Source organism: Xanthomonas sp. F10, assembly GCF_014206815.1.
Lineage (GTDB): Bacteria > Pseudomonadota > Gammaproteobacteria > Xanthomonadales > Xanthomonadaceae > Xanthomonas_A > Xanthomonas_A indica.
The window spans coordinates 2,494,078-2,512,028 of the sequence record NZ_JACHNP010000001.1 but is presented as its reverse complement, the minus strand read 5'-3'; the positions used below and the strand labels follow the sequence as shown (position 1 = coordinate 2,512,028).

Annotated in this window: 18 protein-coding genes; 16 read left to right on the top strand and 2 right to left on the bottom strand. The window is 70.7% G+C overall.

Annotated elements, in window-relative coordinates; all coding sequences use genetic code 11:
- Window positions 1-2: 2 nt before the first annotated feature.
- A complete protein-coding gene (locus tag FHR56_RS10955; protein WP_160946385.1) occupies window positions 3-956 on the bottom strand; it encodes a MoxR family ATPase in 954 nt (317 codons plus the stop codon).
- 36 nt (window positions 957-992) lie between these two features.
- Between FHR56_RS10955 and FHR56_RS10950 the strand changes: the two genes are divergently transcribed.
- The 3 genes from FHR56_RS10950 to FHR56_RS10940 all read left to right on the top strand — a co-directional run bounded on the left by FHR56_RS10950 (window position 993) and on the right by FHR56_RS10940 (window position 5,873).
- The gene (locus FHR56_RS10950) at window positions 993-2,837 is read left to right on the top strand and encodes a glycosyltransferase family 39 protein (protein WP_160946384.1); all 1,845 of its coding nucleotides are present in this window, start codon (window positions 993-995) and stop codon (window positions 2,835-2,837) included.
- A gap of 211 nt (window positions 2,838-3,048) precedes the next feature.
- Window positions 3,049-4,035 carry a glycosyltransferase family 2 protein gene (locus tag FHR56_RS10945; RefSeq protein ID WP_160946383.1) on the top strand — a complete coding sequence of 329 codons (987 nt, stop codon included), beginning with the start codon at window positions 3,049-3,051 and terminating at the stop codon, window positions 4,033-4,035.
- Complete coding sequence (locus FHR56_RS10940) at window positions 4,032-5,873, top strand: glycosyltransferase 87 family protein (protein ID WP_160946382.1); 1,842 nt, start codon at window positions 4,032-4,034, stop codon at window positions 5,871-5,873. Before FHR56_RS10945 ends, FHR56_RS10940 begins: the two co-directional genes overlap by 4 nt.
- 1 nt (window position 5,874) lies before the next feature.
- Here FHR56_RS10940 and FHR56_RS10935 read toward each other — a convergent pair whose 3' ends face one another.
- Window positions 5,875-6,447, bottom strand: a complete 573-nt coding sequence (locus FHR56_RS10935; RefSeq protein WP_160946381.1) for a Maf family nucleotide pyrophosphatase — start codon at window positions 6,445-6,447, stop codon at window positions 5,875-5,877.
- A 131-nt stretch (window positions 6,448-6,578) separates the two neighbouring features.
- On the opposite strand from FHR56_RS10935, the gene FHR56_RS10930 reads away from it, so the two are divergent.
- From FHR56_RS10930 to FHR56_RS10870, 13 genes are all read left to right on the top strand, one after another.
- Entirely contained in the window at window positions 6,579-7,088 is a 510-nt protein-coding gene (locus FHR56_RS10930) for a YceD family protein (RefSeq protein WP_010342480.1), read from the top strand.
- Window positions 7,089-7,189: 101 nt separating this feature from the next.
- Window positions 7,190-7,384 carry a 50S ribosomal protein L32 gene (gene rpmF / locus FHR56_RS10925; protein WP_010342479.1) on the top strand — a complete coding sequence of 65 codons (195 nt, stop codon included), beginning with the start codon at window positions 7,190-7,192 and terminating at the stop codon, window positions 7,382-7,384.
- 97 nt (window positions 7,385-7,481) lie between these two features.
- Entirely contained in the window at window positions 7,482-8,465 is a 984-nt protein-coding gene (locus FHR56_RS10920; RefSeq protein ID WP_160946380.1) for a beta-ketoacyl-ACP synthase III, read from the top strand.
- An 88-nt stretch (window positions 8,466-8,553) separates the two neighbouring features.
- Entirely contained in the window at window positions 8,554-9,342 is a 789-nt protein-coding gene (locus FHR56_RS10915; protein ID WP_160946379.1) for a serine/threonine protein phosphatase, read from the top strand.
- Window positions 9,343-9,684: 342 nt separating this feature from the next.
- Window positions 9,685-10,629, top strand: coding sequence for an ACP S-malonyltransferase (gene fabD, locus FHR56_RS10910; protein ID WP_043092930.1), 945 nt, complete (start codon window positions 9,685-9,687; stop codon window positions 10,627-10,629).
- Between the two features lie 91 nt (window positions 10,630-10,720).
- Complete coding sequence (gene fabG / locus FHR56_RS10905; protein ID WP_160946378.1) at window positions 10,721-11,464, top strand: 3-oxoacyl-ACP reductase FabG; 744 nt, start codon at window positions 10,721-10,723, stop codon at window positions 11,462-11,464.
- A gap of 201 nt (window positions 11,465-11,665) precedes the next feature.
- The gene (acpP, locus tag FHR56_RS10900) at window positions 11,666-11,905 is read left to right on the top strand and encodes an acyl carrier protein (RefSeq protein ID WP_010342475.1); all 240 of its coding nucleotides are present in this window, start codon (window positions 11,666-11,668) and stop codon (window positions 11,903-11,905) included.
- 129 nt (window positions 11,906-12,034) lie between these two features.
- The gene (gene fabF / locus FHR56_RS10895) at window positions 12,035-13,270 is read left to right on the top strand and encodes a beta-ketoacyl-ACP synthase II (RefSeq protein WP_160946377.1); all 1,236 of its coding nucleotides are present in this window, start codon (window positions 12,035-12,037) and stop codon (window positions 13,268-13,270) included.
- Between the two features lie 185 nt (window positions 13,271-13,455).
- Window positions 13,456-14,805 (top strand): aminodeoxychorismate synthase component I, encoded by a 1,350-nt coding sequence (locus FHR56_RS10890; RefSeq protein ID WP_160946376.1) that lies wholly within the window; start codon window positions 13,456-13,458, stop codon window positions 14,803-14,805.
- Window positions 14,806-14,873: 68 nt separating this feature from the next.
- Entirely contained in the window at window positions 14,874-15,941 is a 1,068-nt protein-coding gene (mltG, locus tag FHR56_RS10885; RefSeq protein WP_184502491.1) for an endolytic transglycosylase MltG, read from the top strand.
- Entirely contained in the window at window positions 15,938-16,609 is a 672-nt protein-coding gene (gene tmk, locus FHR56_RS10880; protein ID WP_160946374.1) for a dTMP kinase, read from the top strand. Before mltG ends, tmk begins: the two co-directional genes overlap by 4 nt.
- Window positions 16,606-17,568 carry a DNA polymerase III subunit delta' gene (locus FHR56_RS10875; RefSeq protein ID WP_160946373.1) on the top strand — a complete coding sequence of 321 codons (963 nt, stop codon included), beginning with the start codon at window positions 16,606-16,608 and terminating at the stop codon, window positions 17,566-17,568. Before tmk ends, FHR56_RS10875 begins: the two co-directional genes overlap by 4 nt.
- Entirely contained in the window at window positions 17,565-17,918 is a 354-nt protein-coding gene (locus FHR56_RS10870) for a PilZ domain-containing protein (RefSeq protein WP_010342469.1), read from the top strand. The genes FHR56_RS10875 and FHR56_RS10870 overlap by 4 nt, the downstream gene beginning before the upstream one ends.
- Window positions 17,919-17,951: the final 33 nt, after the last annotated feature.

Sequence of the window (17,951 nt, the reverse complement as noted above, 5' to 3'; positions counted from 1 at the left end):
CGTCAGTCCACCGCGACGCTGTGCAGGATCGCCTTGGCCAGCGCCTGGCCGGAGGCCGATTCCTGCTCGGCCACCAGGCGGTGCTCGGCGACGGCCACGAACAGCGCCTGCACGTCGTCGGGCAGCACGTGCCCGCGCCCGAGCAGCAGCGCATGCGCCTTGGCCGCGCGCAGCAGGGCGATGCCGGCGCGCGGCGACAGCCCCACGCGCACGCCGGGATGCTGCCGGCTGCGCGCCAGCAGCGCCTGCACGTAGCCGACCAGCGCCTCGCTGGCGTGGATCTGTTCCACACTTTGCCGCAGGGTGGCCATGTCGGCCTCGCCGAGCAGCGGCTGCGCCTGCGCGATCAGGTCGCGGCGGTCGCTGCCGCTGAGCAGCGCGCGTTCGGCCTCGGCGTTGGGATAGCCCAGTGCCAGGCGCAGCAGGAAGCGGTCCAGTTGCGAGTCGGGCAGGGGGAAGGTGCCCGACAGGTCCACCGGGTTCTGCGTGGCGATGACGAAGAACGGCGACGGCAGCGGATGGGTGGTGCCGTCGAGGGTGACCTGCTGCTCGGCCATCGCTTCCAGCAGCGCGCTCTGGGTGCGCGGCGGCGCGCGATTGATCTCGTCGGCGAGCAGTACGTGGGTGAACACCGGGCCCGGATGGAACTGGAACTGGCGCGACTGCGCGTCGTACACCGATACGCCGAGCACGTCGGCCGGCAGCAGGTCGGAGGTGAACTGCACGCGTTGGAAACCCAGTCCCAGGCTCGCCGCCAGCGCATGCGCCAGCGTGGTCTTGCCCAGGCCGGGCAGGTCCTCGATCAGCAGATGTCCGCCGGACAGCAGGGCGACAAAGGCCATGCGCACCTGTTGCGGCTTGCCCAGGACCAGCGCGTTGACCTGCTGCTGGGCGCGCGTGAGCGCCTCGCGCAAGGTATCGGTTAGCATTTCCGGCAAGCGGAGCGGAGTAGGCATCGCAGTCTCGCAACGGTTTCAGGGAGTGTACGGGCAATGCAAGGGGAACAACGTGCACGCAGTGTCTTCATCGTGCTGTGGACGCTCGTCACCGCCGCCAAACTGCTGGTCGCCGCGCGCCTGCCGTTGTTCGTCGACGAGGCATTCTATTGGCAGGAAGGCCAGCACCTGGCGCTGGCCTACTCGGATCTGCCCGGGCTGACCGCGTGGCTGGCGCGGTTGGGCGTGGCGCTCGGCGGCGACCATCTGCTGGCGCTGCGCGCGCCGTTCCTGCTGCTGGGCGCGGCCCTGCCCTGGCTGGTCGCACGCATCGCCACGCGCTGGTTCGGCGCGGTGGCGGGCTGGCGCGCCGGCAGCCTGGTGTTGCTGATGCCGCTGTCCGGCACCCTGGGCATCCTGGCGCTGCCTGACGTGCCGATGGCGCTGGCGACGATCCTGTGCATCGACGCCACGGCGCGGCTGCTGCGCCAGACCGAGGCGCTGAGCGCGGTGGAACTGGCGCTGGGTCTGGTCATCGGCGCACTGAGCCATTACCGCTTCGTCGGCGTGATCGGCGTCGGCGCGATCGCCCTGCTGCTGATCCCGCAGGGCCGGCGCATGCTGCGCGATCCGCAGGTGTGGGTGGCGCTGGCGCTGGGCATGGTCGCCTGGTTGCCGCTGCTGGCCTGGAACGCGGACAACGGCGAGGCCGGTCTCAAGTTCCAGTTGGTCGACCGCCATCCCTGGAGTTTCCAGCCCGCCGGCATCGCTTTCCTGCTGATCCAGTTGCTGCTGGTCACGCCGCTGCTGGCGGTGGCGATGACCAAGGTGGCGCTGATGGCCACGCGCGGCGGCAGCAGCGGCACGCGCGTGCAGTGGCGCTACTTCGGCCTGCTCGGTGGCGTGTCCACGCTGGGCATCTTCCTGCTCGGGTTCTTCACCGACGCCGAGCGGGTCAGTTTCCACTGGCCGCTGCCGGGCTATCTGGCGCTGCTGATCGCCACGCCGGTGATCCTCAACGGCTGGAGCAAGCCGTTGCGCCGCGCCACCTGGCTGCTGGCCGGGCTCGGCCTGGTCGGCGCGTTCGGCTACTACCTGGCGGTGTCGGTGCCGGCGGTGCGCGAGCACACCGCCGGCGACAAGTACTACCCGCGCAACTTCGCCGGCTGGCGGCCGTTGGCCACCGCGGTGCGTCGTGAACTGGCGACCATGCCGCGCGGCACCCAGGTGCTGGCGGACAACTTCAAGGTCGGCGCCGAACTCGGCTTCGAACTGCGCGACCCGGACATCCAGGTGCTGCCGCATCCGTTGAACGACAAGCACGGGCGCAGCGCGCAGCTGCAGCAGTGGGGACTGCTCGGCGACGGACGCCGCGACGGGCCGCGGCTGCTGGTGCTCTCGCCCAGCGACATGAAGTACCGGCTGCTGCTGCAGCGCTACCACGCGGTCTGCGACCTGGTCGGCCCGCTGCCGCCGCCGCGGGTGGTGTCCAGCGACCATGGCAGCCAGCGCTTCCTGCTGTTCGCGCTGCCGGCGCAGCGTGCGACCGGCCCGTGCACCACGCCGGCGATGGCCTGGTTCAACACGCCGGACGTGGACGCCAGCGTCGGCCGCCGCTTCGACGTCTCCGGCTGGGCGTTCAAGGACGGGGTGGGGATCGACCGGGTCGAGGTGCTGCTCGACGGCAAGGTCGCGGCGCAGGCGCATTACGGCGACTTCTACGACGTCACCAAGTTCTGGAAGATCTCCACCGATCCGGGCCATCCGAACATCGGCTTCCGTGCCACCGTCGATGCCGGCGGCCTGGCGCCGGGCACGCACTGGCTGGGCCTGCGCCTGCACGGCCGCGACGGCAGTGTCGAGGATTGGTGGGAACAACCGATCGTGCTGCGCCCGCGCTGAGCCGGGGCGTCTCGTCGCTCCCCGAGGATCCGCGTTCGGTCTAGTTGCGCGCGCGTAGCCGCGCGCCATCGACCTGACCTGGACCGACGTCCACTTCCTCATGCTTGTCGCCACAGGCGCGCGCAACCGCGGCGCGGCGTGCTCGGGGAGCGATGATCCGCCCTAGAATGGCGCGCCTTTCCACGCCGTCGCGCAGGACCGCACGCCGCTCATGTCCAGTTCCCCTTCCGAACGCCCCGCGGTCGCGCCGCGGATCGCGGTCCTGGTGCCGTGCCACAACGAAGCGGCCACCATCGGCCAGGTCGTGGCCGATTTCGCCGCGCATCTGCCGGGCGCGCGCATCCACGTGTTCGACAACAACTCCAGCGACGCCACCATCGCCCGGGCGCGTGCGGCCGGCGCGGTGGTGCGCGAGGTCGCGCTGCAGGGCAAGGGCAACGTGGTGCGGCGCCTGTTCGCCGACATCGAGGCCGACGTCTACGTACTGGTCGACGGCGATGCGACCTACGATGCGGCGATGGCGCCGGCGCTGGTCGAGCGCCTGTTGCGCGACGGGCTGGACATGGTGGTGGGGGCGCGCCGCAGCGACGCGGCGGCGGCCTACCGCGCCGGTCATCGCACCGGCAACGTGCTGCTGACCCGCTGCGTGGGCTTCCTGTTCGGGCGCAGCTTCGACGACATGCTGTCCGGCTACCGGGTGTTCTCGCGGCGCTACGTAAAGTCGTTTCCCGCGCATGCCGCCGGCTTCGAGACCGAGACCGAACTGGCGGTGCACGCGCTGCAACTGCGCATGCCGGTGGCGGAGGTGGACACCGCCTACGGGGCGCGTCCGGAAGGGTCGCAGAGCAAGCTGCGCACCTGGCACGACGGCACCCGCATCCTGTTGACCATCCTGCGCCTGTTCAAGACCGAGCGGCCCTTGCTTTTCTTCTCGCTGGGCTTCGGCGCCTGCGTGCTGCTGGCACTGGGGCTGGCGGTGCCGTTGTTGCAGACTTACCTGCAGACCGGCTTGGTGCCGCGGTTCCCCACCGCGATCCTGTGCTCGGCGCTGGTCCTGCTCGGCGTGTTGCTGCTGGCCTGCGGACTGATCCTGGACACGGTCACGCGCGGTCGCATCGAGGCCAAGCGCCTGGCCTACCTGGCGATCCCGGCCTGGCCTGTGGATGCGCAGGGTGCGCAGCGGGGCGACACCGCATGAGCGCAACCATTGCGATGGCGCCGCGCGCCACGCGCCGCCAGCGCCTGCTGGCCGCGCTGGATCGCCGCTTCGCCTTCCACAGCCGCGGCAACGTGATCGCCGCCGGCGTGGCGGTCGCGCTGCTGGGCGGACTGCTGTCGCTGTGGCTGGGCCAGGACGCCAACTGGGACCTGCGCAACTACCACCTGTACAACGGTTACGCCGCACTACACGGCCGCCTCGGCATCGACCTGGCGCCGGCGCAGATGCAGAGCTACTTCAATCCGCTGCTGGATGTGCTGCATTACGCGCTGTTCACCGGCCTGCCGGCGCCGCTGGCCGGGTTCGCGATGGGGGTGCTGCACGCGCTGGCATTCCTGCTGCTGGCCGGCATCGTCTGGCGGGTGCTGGACCCGCGGTTGGATCGCGCACGGTTGGTGCCGTGGCTGGCGCTGGCCGGCCTGTGCAGCGCCGCGTTCCTGTCCGAGTTCGCCGGCACCATGGCCGACAACACCAGCGCGCTGCCGGTGCTGGGCGCGCTGCTCGCCGCACTGCATGCGCAACGCCGCCAACAGGCGGCGGGGCAGGGCGTGGCGCTGGGCTGGTGGACGCTGGCTGGCGCCTTGCTCGGGCTGGCGATGGCCTGCAAGTTGACCAATGCCCTGTTCGCGCTGGCCCTGGGCGTGGCCGCGCTGGTCGCCGGCGGTCGCCCGCGGCAGCGGATCGGCGGCGCCGCGGTGCTGACCGCGGTGACCCTGCTCAGCTTCGCGCTGCTGGCCGGGCCGTGGCTGCTGCGGGTGTGGCAGACCTTCGGCAATCCGCTGTTCCCGCAGTTCAACAGCCATTTCCTGGCGCCGCTGGCGCAACCGGTGGCGGTCAGCGACACGCGCTGGTTGCCGAAGACGCTGTGGGAGTGGCTGACCTGGCCGCTGCAGTTCTCGCTGGCGCCGAACCGGGTCAGCGAGGTGCGCCTGCGGCAACTGGTGTGGCCGCTGCTGTATCTGCTGGGCCTGGTCGCGTTGCTGCGCTGGGTGCTGCGGCGCCCGCGCACTTCGGCGTCCGTCGAGGTGGTCGCGCCGGCCTGGCGCGCGGTGCTGGTGTTCGTGCTGGTCGCGTTCCTCGCCTGGCAGGCGGTCTTCAGCATCCAGCGCTACCTGGTGGTGCCGGAGCTGCTGGCGCCGCTGCTGCTGTGGGTGGGGCTGCGGCGGCTGTTGCCGGCGCGCATCGCCGCTCCGGCGGCGCGTTGGACCCTGATCGCCTGTGCGGCCTTTGCGCTGTACGGCTGGGGCGAGTGGGGACACGAGCGCTGGGCGCGCGAGGCGTTCCGGGTGCAGGCGCCGGCCATGCCGCAGCCCGAGCGCAGCCTGGTGCTGCTGGTCGGCGATGCGCCGGAGTCCTGGCGCATCCCGTTCCTGCCCGAACGGGCGGCCTACGCGTCGGTCGCCTCCAATTTCCCGGAAACGCCGGCCTACGCCGCGCGGGTACGCGAGATGCTGGCGGCGCGCGGGCAGGGCTACGCGATGCTGCCGGCGGAAGTGGATCGCAATGTCGAGCGCCTGCAACGGCTCAATGCGGTGGCCGCGCGCCTGGGCCTGGATCGCGGCCCCGACTGCGCGCTGATGCGGCGGCTGGCGCATCGCCCGGTGCGTGCGGGCGTGGACGTCGATGCCGGTCGCTGCCGCTGGGTGCTGCTGCCGGAGCGTGCGGTGGATGTCGCCGCTGCGGACCGCCAGACCCAGGCGCTGGCCGCGCAGCAACTGGCGCGCTACGGCCTGGCGCTGCGGCCGGGGTCCTGTCAGCTCCACCAATCCTGGGTCGGGCAGGCGCGCTTCCCGTACCAGTGGTGCCGGCTGCAGTGAGCTAGGGCAGGGCGTAGCCGGCCTCGCGCAGCAGTTCGGACAGCGCGATCAGCGGCAGGCCGATCAGCGCGGTCGGATCCTGGTTGCGGATCGCGCGGAACAGGCTGATCCCCAGGCCTTCGCACTTGAAGCTGCCGGCGCAGTCCAGCGGCTGTTCGGCGGCGACGTAGCGGGCGATGGCGTCGGGCTGCAGGTCGCGGAACTGGACCTCGGTGAGGTCGCAGGCCTGCAGCGTGCGCGTGCCGCGTTGCAGGCATACGGCGGTGTGAAAACGCACGCTGCGCCCGGACATGGCCGCCAGCTGCGCGTGCGCCGCGGCCACCTCGCCGGGCTTGCCCAGCGGTCGGCCATCCAGTTCGGCCACCTGGTCCGAGCCGATCACCCAGGCCTCCGGCATGCTGGACGCGACCGCCGCGGCCTTGGCTGCCGCCAGCCGCTGCGCCAGCGCCAGCGGCGCTTCGCCGGGCAGCGGGGTCTCGTCGACCTGCGGGCGCACGCACTCGAAGGGCAGGCGCAGCCGCTGCAGCAGTTCGCGGCGGTAGGCGGAGGTGGAAGCCAGGATCAGTAGCGGCATCGGCGGTGGGGCAGGCGGCGGCGGGCCGGGGCCGGCAGTCTGCGGCGGCCGGCGCGGACCGGCAAGCCAACCCGGGACCGGGTTGGGGCGGTTTGACAGGGGCGCCTGTAGTCCTTAACATTCTGCGGCTTATGTCCGCGAACGTGCCCGAACTGTTGGATGCCTGGCGGATGGTCGCAGCGCGCAGGGTCTTCGAAGACCGCCTGCCGCTCTCGGCGATGACCCGTCTGCAAGGCAGCCTGGCCGACACCGAAGGCGAATGCCGCTACACGCTGGAATTCGGCCGCGACGCTGTACTGCAAGTGTCCTATGTCGAACTGAAGATCGAAACCGAGCTGCCGCTGATCTGCCAGCGCAGCCTGCAGCGCTTCCTGCTGCCGGTGTCGAGCGTACAGCGGCTGGGGCTGATCCGCAGCGAGGAAGAAGAAGCCGCGCTGCCGCCGGATCACGAGGCCTTGCTGGTGCCGGAAGACGGCATGCTGCGGCCGGCCGATCTGGTCGAGGACGAGCTGGTGCTGGCGGTGCCGCTGGTGCCGGTGGCGCCCGGAAGCGAGGCGGTCGATCGCGACTGGCCGGCGACCGAGGAAGAAACGAGCAAGGTCAACCCGTTCGCGGCGTTGGCGGCGCTGAAGAAACAGTAGCGGTCGGTCCGCCTGCCGCTGCCTGAGGTTGTTGCCGGACGCGCGCGTCCTGCGCGACGTAATGACGACAGATGTAAACGAACCGAGTTTGGAGCAATCCCATGGCTGTGCAGAAATCCCGTGTCACCCCGTCCCGCCGCGGCCAGCGCCGTTCGCACGACGCCCTCAGCGCCAAGCAGTTGTCGACCGATCCGACCAGCGGCGAGATCCACCTGCGCCACCACGTCACCGCCGACGGTTACTACCGTGGCAAGAAGGTGATCGCCACCAAGACCGCGCAGGTCGAAGAAGATTGATCCGTGCCCGTCCACCGCGCTGCGGCGGACGGAGTCACCCATCTTCACAGGCCGCGCCGCACCGGGGCGGCCTGCGTAACAGGCAACAGGAACCAGCATGAGCAAGCGGATCTATTCCAGGATCGCGGGCACCGGCAGCTATTTGCCTGAAAAGGTGTTGACCAACGACGATCTGTCGCAGATGGTCGACACCAGCGACGAATGGATCCGCAGCCGTACCGGCATCCGCGAGCGGCACATCGCCGCGGCCGGCCAGACCGCCGGCGACCTGGGCTACGAGGCCGCGCTGAAGGCGATCGAAGCGGCCGGCATCGATGCCGCCGAACTCGACATGATCGTGGTCGGCACCACCACCCCGGATCTGATCTTCCCGTCCACCGCCTGCCTGATCCAGGCCCGCCTCGGCGTGGTCGGCTGCCCGGCGCTGGACGTCAACGCGGCCTGCTCCGGCTTCGTCTACGCGCTCAGCGTGGCCGACAAGTTCATCCGCAGCGGCGATGCCAAGACCGTGCTGGTGATCGGCACCGAAACCCTCAGCCGCATCGTCGACTGGACCGAGCGCACCACCTGCGTGCTGTTCGGCGACGGCGCCGGCGCGGTGGTCCTGCGCGCCGATGACGACACCGGCATCCTCAGCACCCATCTGCATGCCGACGGCAGCAAGAAGGAACTGCTGTGGAATCCGGTCGGCATCGCCACCGGCCTGGGCGACGGCACCGGCGACCCGGCCGCCGGCGGCATCCAGATGAAGGGCAGCGAAGTATTCAAGTACGCGGTCAAGGCGCTGGACGCGGTGGTCGACGAGACCCTCGAGGCCAACGGCCTGGACAAGCACGACCTGGACTGGCTGATCCCGCACCAGGCCAACCTGCGCATCATCGAAGCCACCGCCAAGCGTCTGGACCTGCCGATGGAGCAGGTGGTGGTCACGGTGGACATCCACGGCAACACCTCCTCCGCCTCGGTGCCGATGGCGCTGGACGTGGCGGTGCGCTCGGGCCGCGTGCAGCGCGGCCAACTGCTGCTGCTGGAAGCCTTCGGCGGCGGCTTCACCTGGGGCTCGGCGCTGCTGCGCTACTGAGAGACCCCTGTGCGCGGCGCCGATGGCGCCGCGCACGCGACGGCACACCGATGACGGTGCGCCGTCGCACGATCCAAGGAGCGATGCGATGGCCGAGCCCATCCTCATCGACGGCCAGCGCGTCTGGCTCAAACAGTACGGCATGCAGTCGCGGCGGCTGGCGTTGGCGGCATTGCGCCTGGTCGCGCGTTGCCTGCATCTGCATCCCTTGCGGCCGCCGCCGCACCATGGTGGCGAGCGTGCGCGGCAGGTCGAGGCGCGGCGCCTGGCCGAGTTGCGCGGGCAGGCGGTGCATGTGCCGGACGTGCTCGGTGGCGGGCATGCCGCGCTGGTCATCAGCGACAACGGGCAATCGCTGGCGCACTGCCTGCGCCAGGCGCAGTGCGCGCCGCGACGGCTGGACGCCTTGGTCGCCGCCGCCGTGGCGGCGATCGCTGCCGCACATCGCCGGGGGGCCTACCTGGGCCAGCCGTTGCCGCGCAACATGACCTACGACGGCGCCTGCGTGGGCTTCCTGGATTTCGAGGAAGACCCGCTGGAAGTGATGACGCTGGAACAGGCGCAGGCCCGCGATTGGTTGCTGTTCGGCTACGGCGTGGCCAAGTACTACGACACCCGACCGCAGGCGCTGGCCGGCCTGATGCGGGCCGCGTTGTGCGATGCGCGTGCGCCGGTGCGCGACCAGACCCACCAGGTGACCACACGCCTGCAGCGGCTGGCGCGGGCTGCGGCGCGCTGCGGGCGGTCGGCACGCGCGCTGGCGCACGCGATCCTGGTGCTGCATGCCGCCAGCGTGGCGCGCGTGGGGGTGGCCCTGGCAGTGCTGGCGGATTGGTGCAGCGACGGCGATCTCGACCTGCTGCAGTGGCTGCTCTAGCGTGCCGAGCGGCGCTGCTTCGTGGCGCAAGGCATGGCGTGGTGCGCGGGCGTGGTGGCACGTGCGGCGCACGCACCTGACAGTTTGCGGCAACGGCCGCAGCACGTGCGGCAGGTCGCTGCAGGGTGGCCGAGGGCGATGCGGCTGGCCATCGGTGGCAACGCGGTCTGCATGGGGCGACCGTGCCGTCCACAGCGCGCGCCGGGCATGCGCCGCGCGGGCGACTCCCGGGGCGATCGCCCGCTGGCGTGCAGCGCGGGAGGTCTTCACATACGCCCGGGTACAGACGCCCGGCCGGTTTCGCCCGTATCATCCCCGCTCGATTTTCGCAGGGCCAACCGCGTGACCGATTCCACACTCGCCTTCGTCTTCCCCGGCCAGGGTTCGCAATCGCTGGGCATGCTGGCCGAACTGGCCGAATTGCATCCGCAGCTGCGCGACAGCTTCGCCGAAGCCTCCGAGGGCGCCGGCGTGGACCTGTGGGCGCTGAGCCAGGGCGGCCCGGAAGAGATGCTCAACCGCACCGAGTACACCCAGCCGGCGCTGCTGGCCGCGAGCGTGGCGCTGTGGCGGCTGTGGCTGGCCGAGGGCGGGGCGCGCCCGGCGCAGCTGGCCGGGCACAGCCTGGGCGAGTACAGCGCGCTGGTCGCCGCCGGTGCCTTGTCGCTGCACGACGGCGCGCACCTGGTGCGGCTGCGCGGGCAACTGATGCAGGACGCCGCGCCGGCCGGCGTGGGCGCGATGGCCGCCGTGCTCGGCGCCGAGGACGCGCTGGTCGAAGAGGTCTGCGCGCAGGCCGCGGGCAGCCAGGTGGTGGTGCCGGCCAACTACAACTCGCCGGGGCAGGTGGTGATCGGCGGCGATGCCGCGGCGGTCGACCGCGCGCTGGCGTTGCTGGCCGAGCGTGGCGTGCGCAAGGCGGTGAAGCTGGCGGTCAGCGTGCCCTCGCACACCCCGCTGATGCGCGAGGCGGCCAACCGCCTGGCCGAGGCGATGCGCGGGCTGGCCTGGCAGGCGCCGCAGCTGCCGGTGGTGCAGAACGCCGATGCGCAGGTGCACGAGGGCGTCGAGGCGATCCGCCAGGCGCTGGTCGAGCAGTTGTACCTGCCGGTGCGCTGGACCGGCTGCGTGCAGGCGCTGGCCGCCGGCGGCGCCACCCGCCTGGCCGAGTGCGGCCCGGGCAAGGTGCTGACCGGGCTGGTCAAGCGCATCGACAAGTCGCTCGACGGCCGCGCCCTGGGCACGCCCGCCGAGTTCGCCGGCGCGCGCGAGGCCTGGGCCTCCTGATCGCCGGTCGCCGCGTGGTGCGTGTTTCGCCCGCGCCGGCCTCCTTCTCCTTCCCCGGCGCCACGCGCCGTCCGTCTCCAAGGAAACGCAGATGAGCAAGCCATTGCAGGGCGAGATCGCGCTGGTCACCGGCGCCAGCCGCGGGATCGGCGCCGCCATCGCCGACGAACTGGCCGCGCAGGGCGCCACCGTCATCGGCACCGCCACCTCCGACGCCGGCGCGCAGGCGATCGGCGCGCGCCTGGCCGGCCACGGCGGCCAGGGCCGTGCGCTGGACGTCACCGACGGCGCCGCGGTCGAGGCGCTGATCGAGGCGATCGCCAAGGAATTCGGCCCGGTCTCGATCCTGGTCAACAACGCCGGCATCACCCGCGACAACCTGTTGATGCGGATGAAGGACGACGACTGGCAGGCGATCATCGACACCAACCTGACCAGCGTGTTCCGCACCTCCAAGGCGGTGCTGCGCGGCATGATGAAGGCGCGCAAGGGCCGCATCGTCAACATCGCCTCGGTGGTCGGCGTGACCGGCAACCCGGGCCAGACCAACTACGCCGCGGCCAAGGCCGGCATCATCGCCTTCTCCAAGTCGATGGCCAAGGAGATCGGTTCGCGCGGCATCACCGTCAACGTGGTGGCGCCGGGCTTCATCGATACCGACATGACCAAGGCCTTGCCGGAGGCGCAGCGCGCCGCGCTGATGCAGCAGATCGCACTCGGGCAGTTCGGCCAGCCGTCGGACATCGCCCATGCGGTGGCGTTCCTGGCCGGCCCCGGCGCCGGCTACATCACCGGCGAAACCCTGCACGTGAACGGCGGGATGTACATGCCGTGAGCCTGCGGCGCAGCGGACGCGCCTAAGTGGCTGATCGGCCGGCATTTGTGCAGCGCTGCAAGGGCCAGTCGGTTTCCACTACACTATCCAACGCGGCCATCGCAGCCCGATGGCGTTTTGTGAGTCCCTCAGGAGTACCGCGCATCCATGTGCGGGATCCTCAACTCGAACCACCACTACTCCATCTGGAGCGATATCCCAATGAGCACCATCGAAGAACGCGTCAAGAAAATCGTCGTCGAACAGCTCGGCGTCAAGGAAGAAGAAGTCACCAACAACGCATCGTTCGTCGATGACCTGGGTGCCGACTCGCTGGACACCGTCGAGCTGGTGATGGCCCTGGAAGAAGAGTTCGAGTGCGAAATTCCGGACGAAGAAGCCGAGAAGATCACCTCGGTGCAGCAGGCCATCGACTACGTCAAGGCGCACGTCAAGAGCTGATGCTGCGTCCTCGATCGCCATCGGCGCCTGCGTGGGCCCGATGCGCGTGACAATCCCATGGGGCCGCGCATGCGGCCCTGTGTTTTTACAGCGTCAAGGCCGCGCGCATCGCGGTGAGGAGATTTCGCAATGAGCCGTCGTGTCGTCGTAACCGGCATGGGCCTGGTGTCGCCGTTGGGCAATGACCTGGCCAGCAGTTGGGAAGGGATCGTCAACGGACGCTCCGGCATCGGCCCGATCACCCAGATCGATGCGTCTCAGTTCACCACCAAGATCGCCGGCGAGATCAAGGATTTCGATCCGACCAAATTCATCTCGTCCAAGGACGCGCGCAAGATGGATTCGTTCATCCATTACGGCGTCGGCGCCTCGTTCATGGCGCTGGACGATTCCGGCCTGGAGATCACCGAGGCCAATGCCGAACGCATCGGCGCGATCCTCGGCTCCGGCATCGGTGGGCTGCTCGGCATCGAGGAGCAGACCGTCAAATTCCACGAGGGCGGCGCACGCAAGATCTCGCCGTTCTACGTGCCCAGCACCATCATCAACATGCTGCCGGGTCAGGTGAGCCTGATCAAAGGGCTGAAGGGGCCGACCTTCTCCGCGGTCTCGGCCTGCGCCACCTCCAACCATTCCATCGGCACCGCGATGCGCATGATCCAGCACGGCGACGCCGACGTGATGCTGGCCGGCGGCGCCGAGCGCGGCTCCTCGCCGACTTCGGTGGGCGGCTTCTGCTCGATGAAGGCGATGTCCACCCGCAACGACGATCCCGCCGCCGCCTCGCGCCCGTGGGACAAGGAGCGCGACGGTTTCGTGCTCGGCGACGGCGCCGGCGTGCTGGTGCTGGAAGAGTACGAACACGCCAAGGCGCGCGGCGCGCGCATCTACGCCGAGCTGGTCGGTTTCGGCGCCAGCTCCGACGCCTTCCACATGACCGCCCCGAGCGAGGACGGCGAAGGCGCCGCGCGCAGCATGGTGGCGGCGATGAAGGACGCCAAGCTCAACCCGGACCAGGTCGACTACCTCAACGCGCACGGCACCTCCACGCCGCTGGGCGACCTGGCCGAGACCCTGGCGATGAAGCGCGCGCTCGGCGATCACGCCTACAAGACCATGGTCAGCTCGACCAAGTCGATGACCGGCCACCTGCTCGGCGCTGCCGGCGGTGCCGAAGCGATCTTCTCGGTGATGGCGATCCATGCCGGCATCATTCCGCCGACCATCAACCTGCACGAGCCGGGCGAAGGCTGCGATCTGGACTACGTGCCGAACGTGGCGCGCGAGAAGAAGATCGACGTGGCGATGTCCAATGGGTTCGGCTTCGGCGGGACCAACGGGACGTTGGTGTTCAAGCGGGTCTGAGGGGGCGTAGCCCCCTTGGGAGTCGGGAGTCGGGATTCGGGATTGGGTAACGCCGGCGCCTGATTGATGTCGCGCTTTTCTCCCTGACACGGATGCGCGGCGTGTCTGCGCTGCGATTCTCCGGCGCCGCATCGCCTGGCGGCGCTTCTGCCGCCTCACGTTTTCATTCTTCCAGCGGATCTTCGATGCTGCGTACCGTTCCCTTGCCGGCCGAGGTCGATCTGCTGGCGCTGCATCGCCTGGCGCCGCAGCGGTATCCGGTGTTGCTGGAATCGGCGGCGTCGGGCACGGCGCAGGGGCGCTGGGATCTGTTGCTGGTCGCCGACGGGCAGGGCCTGCGGCTGGATCCCGATGGGGTCACTCGCGAGCTGGAGGGCGCGGCGGTCGACGGCGATTTCCTCGATGCGCTGGACGCGCGCTGGCAGGCCGAACGCTGCGAACGCGACGAACCGCGCTGGCCGTTCCGCGGCGGCTGGGCGCTGCTGCTGGATTACGAACTGGCCGCGCAGGTGGAGCCGGTGTTGCAACTGCCGCCCTCCGCTGCGACCACGCCTGCGGCGCTGGCCTTGCGCTGTCCTGCCGCACTGCTGCGCGACCATGTAAGCGGCGACTGCGTGGCGCTGGCTGAGCCCGCGCATGCGGCGCTGCTGGAGGCCGTGCTCGCCGATCTGCAGGCGCTGCCCGCGGCGGCGCCGGCGCCGGCCTGGCAGGCGCCGCTGGCCATCGAAGAAGACCCGCCGCAGCGCTTCGTCGACGGCGTGCGCCGCATCCTCGACTACCTGCGCGCCGGCGACGTGTTCCAGGTCAACCTGTCGCGGCGTTGGTCGGCGCGCTTCGCCGCGCCGCTGGCGCCGGACACGCTGTACGCGCAGCTGCGCCGCGCCAACCCGGCGCCGTTCGCCGGCCTGTTCGTCGGCCACGGCCGTGCCGTGGTCAGTTCCTCGCCGGAACGGCTGGTGTCGGTACGCGGCGACGTGGTCGAGACCCGGCCGATCGCCGGCACCCGCTCACGCGCGCCGGGCGATGACGAGGCAGCGCGCATCCGCGAACTGGTCGGGCATCCCAAGGAGCGCGCCGAGCACGTGATGCTGATCGACCTGGAGCGCAACGACCTGGGGCGGATCTGCACGCCGGGCAGCGTCGAGGTTGACGAACTGATGACCGTGGAGAGCTACGCCCACGTGCACCACATCGTCAGCAACGTGCGCGGCCGGCTGCGCGCGGGCACCACGCCCGGCGAGACGATCCGCGCCACCTTCCCCGGCGGCACCATCACCGGCTGCCCCAAGGTGCGCTGCATGCAGATCATCGCCGAGCTGGAGCAGACCCCGCGTGGCGCCTACACCGGCGCGTTCGGCTGGCTCAACCGCGACGGCGACATGGACCTGAACATCCTGATTCGTACCGCCGAGGTGGACGGCGCGCACGTGCATTTCCGCACCGGCGCCGGCATCGTGTTCGATTCGGACCCGGCGCGCGAACTCGACGAGACCCGGGCCAAGGCGCGCGGCCTGCTGCGCGCGCTGGAGCCGTGAGCGGGGCGACGCGATACCGGGCGGCGCCGGCCGCGCGGTATCCTGCACGCCATTGACGTCGTTTCGAGGTGGCCGTGGCTTGGGCTAAACGCGGGTGTCTGACCCTGCTGGGAACATTGCTGGTGCTGACACTGCTGTTGGCCGCGGCCGGCGCCTGGTGGTGGCACAGTTATCGCGCCTTCGCCGAGCAGCCGCTGCGGGCGACCCAGCCCAGCGTGGAAGTGGCGCGCGGCGCCTCGCTCAACGGCGTGCTGCGCAAGCTGCGTGCCGCGGGCGTGACCCAGGGCAGCGACCTGCAATGGCAGGTGCTGGCGCGCGAACTGGGCGTGGCCGGCAAGCTCAAGTTCGGCGAGTACGCGCTGCAGCCGGCGCTGAGCCCGCGCGAGCTGCTGCTGCGCATGCGCAAGGGCCAGGTGATCCAGTACCGCTTCACCATCGTCGAAGGCTGGAACGTGCGCCAACTGCGCAGCGCCTTGAACGCGGCCACGCCGCTGGTGCACACCACCGCCGACCTCAGCGACAGCGAACTGATGGCCAAGCTCGGCCAGCCCGGCCAGCACCCGGAAGGCCGCTTCCTGCCCGAGACCTATCTCTACCAGCGCGGCGACACCGACCTGCAGCTGCTGCGCCGCGCGCATGCGGCGATGGACAAGGCCCTGGCCGACGCCTGGGACGCGCGCGCCAAGGACCTGCCGCTGCAGTCGCCGGAGCAGGCGCTGATCCTGGCCTCGATCGTGGAGAAGGAGACCGGCCTGGCCGCCGAGCGCCCGCAGATCGCCGGCGTGTTCGTGCGCCGCCTGCAACTGGGCATGAAACTGCAGACCGACCCGACCGTGATCTACGGCATCGGCAGCGCCTACGACGGCAACATCCGCAAGCGCGACCTGGAGACCGATACGCCGTACAACACCTACACCCGCACCGGCCTGACCCCGACCCCGATCGCCATGCCCGGGCGCGAGGCGCTGCGTGCCGCCACCAACCCGGCGCCCGGCGACAGCCTGTACTTCGTGGCCATCGGCGACGGCAGCGGGGCGCATGCGTTTTCCTCCAGCTACGCCGAGCACAACGCGGCGGTGGCGCGCTACCTGCAGCGCCTGCGCCAGGCGCGCAACGATGCGGCGGTGTCGCCATGAGCGAGGCCGTGCTGCGTCATCATCGCTTCGTCAGCCTGGAAGGCGGCGAGGGCGCCGGCAAGACCACCGCGATCAACGCGATCCGCGACTGGCTGCAGGCGCAGGGCCACGAGGTGGTGCTGACCCGCGAACCGGGCGGCACGCCGCTGGCCGAACGCATCCGCGGGCTGCTGCTGGACAAGACGCCCGGCGAGGTCGTCGAGCCGCTGGCTGCCGAGACCGAACTGCTGCTGGTGTTCGCCGCGCGCGCGCAGCACGTGCGCGAGGTGATCCGCCCGGCGCTGCAGCGCGGCGCCTACGTGGTCAGCGACCGCTTCACCGATTCCAGCTATGCCTACCAAGGCGAAGGCCGCGGCCTGGACCGCGCCTGGATCGCCGACCTGGAGCGCCGCGTGGTCGGCCTGCAGCCCGGTCTGACCCTGCTGCTGGACCTGGACGTGCAGATCGGCCGCGCCCGCACCAGCGGCCGCGACCTGTGGCCGGACCGGATCGAGAGCGAGCAGGACGATTTCTTCCAGCGCGTGCGTGCCGGCTTCCGCCAGCGCGCCGCGCAGGACCCGCAACGCTTCCGCGTCGTCGACGCCAGCCAGCCGCCGCAGGCGGTGGCGCAGGCGGTGGCCGCCGCGCTGGCGGCGTGGGTGCAGCAGCAACAGGAGCCGACGCCATGAGCGATGTGCCGTTCGCGCCGTGGCAGCAGCGCGCCTACGACCAGACCGTGGCCGCGCTCGACGCCGGCCGCCTCGGCCACGGCCTGCTGATCTGCGGGCCGGAAGGCCTGGGCAAGCGTGCGGTGGCGCTGAAGCTGGCCGCGCACGTGCTGGGCCAGGGTGAGCCGGCCGCGGCCCTGCGCAGCGCGCAGCTGATCGCCGCCGGCACCCATCCCGACCTGCAGCTGATCTCGTTCATTCCCAACCGCACCGGCGACAAGCTGCGCACCGAGATCGTCATCGAGCAGGTGCGCGAGATCTCGCAGAAGCTGGCGCTGACCCCGCAGTACGGCGTGGCCCAGGTGGTGGTAGTGGACCCGGCCGACGCGATCAACCGCGCCGCCTGCAACGCGCTGCTGAAGACCTTGGAAGAGCCGCAGCCCGGCCGCTACCTGTGGCTGATCAGCGCGCAGCCGGCGCGCCTGCCGGCGACCATCCGCAGCCGTTGCCAGCGCCTGGAGTTCAAGCTGCCGCCGGCCGAGGAAGCGCTCGCCTGGCTGCTGGCCCAGGACTTCCCGGAGAAGACCGCGCGCGAAGCGCTGGACGCCGCGCGCGGCCATCCCGGCCTGGCCGCGCAGTGGCTGCGCGAGGACGGATTGAAGCTGCGCCGGCAGGTGGCCGCCGACCTGGAGCAGGTCGCCGCCGGCAAGCTCGGCACGCTGGAGGCCGCGCAGCGCTGGAGCGGCGACGACCTCGCCGAGCAGCGCCTGGGCCATGCCGCCGACCTGGCGCTGGCGCAGGCCTCGCAGGCCGGCTTGACCGACCCGGCGCGATTGCACAAGCTGGCCGCGTGGTTCGACGCAGCCAATCGCACCCGCGATCTGCTGCGCACCACCGTGCGCGCCGACCTGGCGATCGCGGAACTGTTGCTGGCCTGGCGCGATGGCGATCGCCCGGCCCGGAGAGGGGCACAACGATGAGCGCGATGAGCGGACGCCAGGGCATCCTGTCGCTGGCGGTGAAGGACAAGGCGGCGCTGTACAACGCCTACATGCCGTTCGTGAAGAACGGCGGCATCTTCGTGCCCACCCCCAAGCGCTACTTCCTCGGCGACGAAGTGTTCCTGCTGCTGACCCTGCCCGATTCCAGCGAGCGCCTGCCGGTGGCCGGCAAGGTGATCTGGGTGACCCCGGTCGGCGCCCAGGGCAACCGCGCCGCCGGCATCGGCGTGCAGCTGCCCGACAACAGCGAAGGCGAGACCATCCGCACCAAGATCGAGACCCAGCTGGCCGGCATCCTCAACGCCGACAAGCCCACCCAGACCATGTAGCGGCTGCGCGGCGACGTCGCGCCACCGACCTCG

Bases quoted from the DNA above. Each gene is read 5' to 3' on its own strand.
- acpP (WP_010342475.1), top strand. From the start codon at position 11,666: ATGAGCACCATCGAAGAACGCGTCAAGAAAATCGTCGTCGAACAGCTC.
- FHR56_RS10945 (WP_160946383.1), top strand. From the start codon at position 3,049: ATGTCCAGTTCCCCTTCCGAACGCCCCGCGGTCGCGCCGCGGATCGCG.
- FHR56_RS10870 (WP_010342469.1), top strand. From the start codon at position 17,565: ATGAGCGCGATGAGCGGACGCCAGGGCATCCTGTCGCTGGCGGTGAAG.
- FHR56_RS10930 (WP_010342480.1), top strand. From the start codon at position 6,579: ATGTCCGCGAACGTGCCCGAACTGTTGGATGCCTGGCGGATGGTCGCA.
- FHR56_RS10940 (WP_160946382.1), top strand. From the start codon at position 4,032: ATGAGCGCAACCATTGCGATGGCGCCGCGCGCCACGCGCCGCCAGCGC.
- rpmF (WP_010342479.1), top strand. From the start codon at position 7,190: ATGGCTGTGCAGAAATCCCGTGTCACCCCGTCCCGCCGCGGCCAGCGC.
- FHR56_RS10915 (WP_160946379.1), top strand. From the start codon at position 8,554: ATGGCCGAGCCCATCCTCATCGACGGCCAGCGCGTCTGGCTCAAACAG.
- FHR56_RS10955 (WP_160946385.1), bottom strand. From the start codon at position 956: ATGCCTACTCCGCTCCGCTTGCCGGAAATGCTAACCGATACCTTGCGC.
- FHR56_RS10875 (WP_160946373.1), top strand. From the start codon at position 16,606: ATGAGCGATGTGCCGTTCGCGCCGTGGCAGCAGCGCGCCTACGACCAG.
- FHR56_RS10950 (WP_160946384.1), top strand. From the start codon at position 993: ATGCAAGGGGAACAACGTGCACGCAGTGTCTTCATCGTGCTGTGGACG.
- FHR56_RS10935 (WP_160946381.1), bottom strand. From the start codon at position 6,447: ATGCCGCTACTGATCCTGGCTTCCACCTCCGCCTACCGCCGCGAACTG.
- tmk (WP_160946374.1), top strand. From the start codon at position 15,938: ATGAGCGAGGCCGTGCTGCGTCATCATCGCTTCGTCAGCCTGGAAGGC.
- fabF (WP_160946377.1), top strand. From the start codon at position 12,035: ATGAGCCGTCGTGTCGTCGTAACCGGCATGGGCCTGGTGTCGCCGTTG.
- fabG (WP_160946378.1), top strand. From the start codon at position 10,721: ATGAGCAAGCCATTGCAGGGCGAGATCGCGCTGGTCACCGGCGCCAGC.
- FHR56_RS10920 (WP_160946380.1), top strand. From the start codon at position 7,482: ATGAGCAAGCGGATCTATTCCAGGATCGCGGGCACCGGCAGCTATTTG.
- FHR56_RS10890 (WP_160946376.1), top strand. From the start codon at position 13,456: ATGCTGCGTACCGTTCCCTTGCCGGCCGAGGTCGATCTGCTGGCGCTG.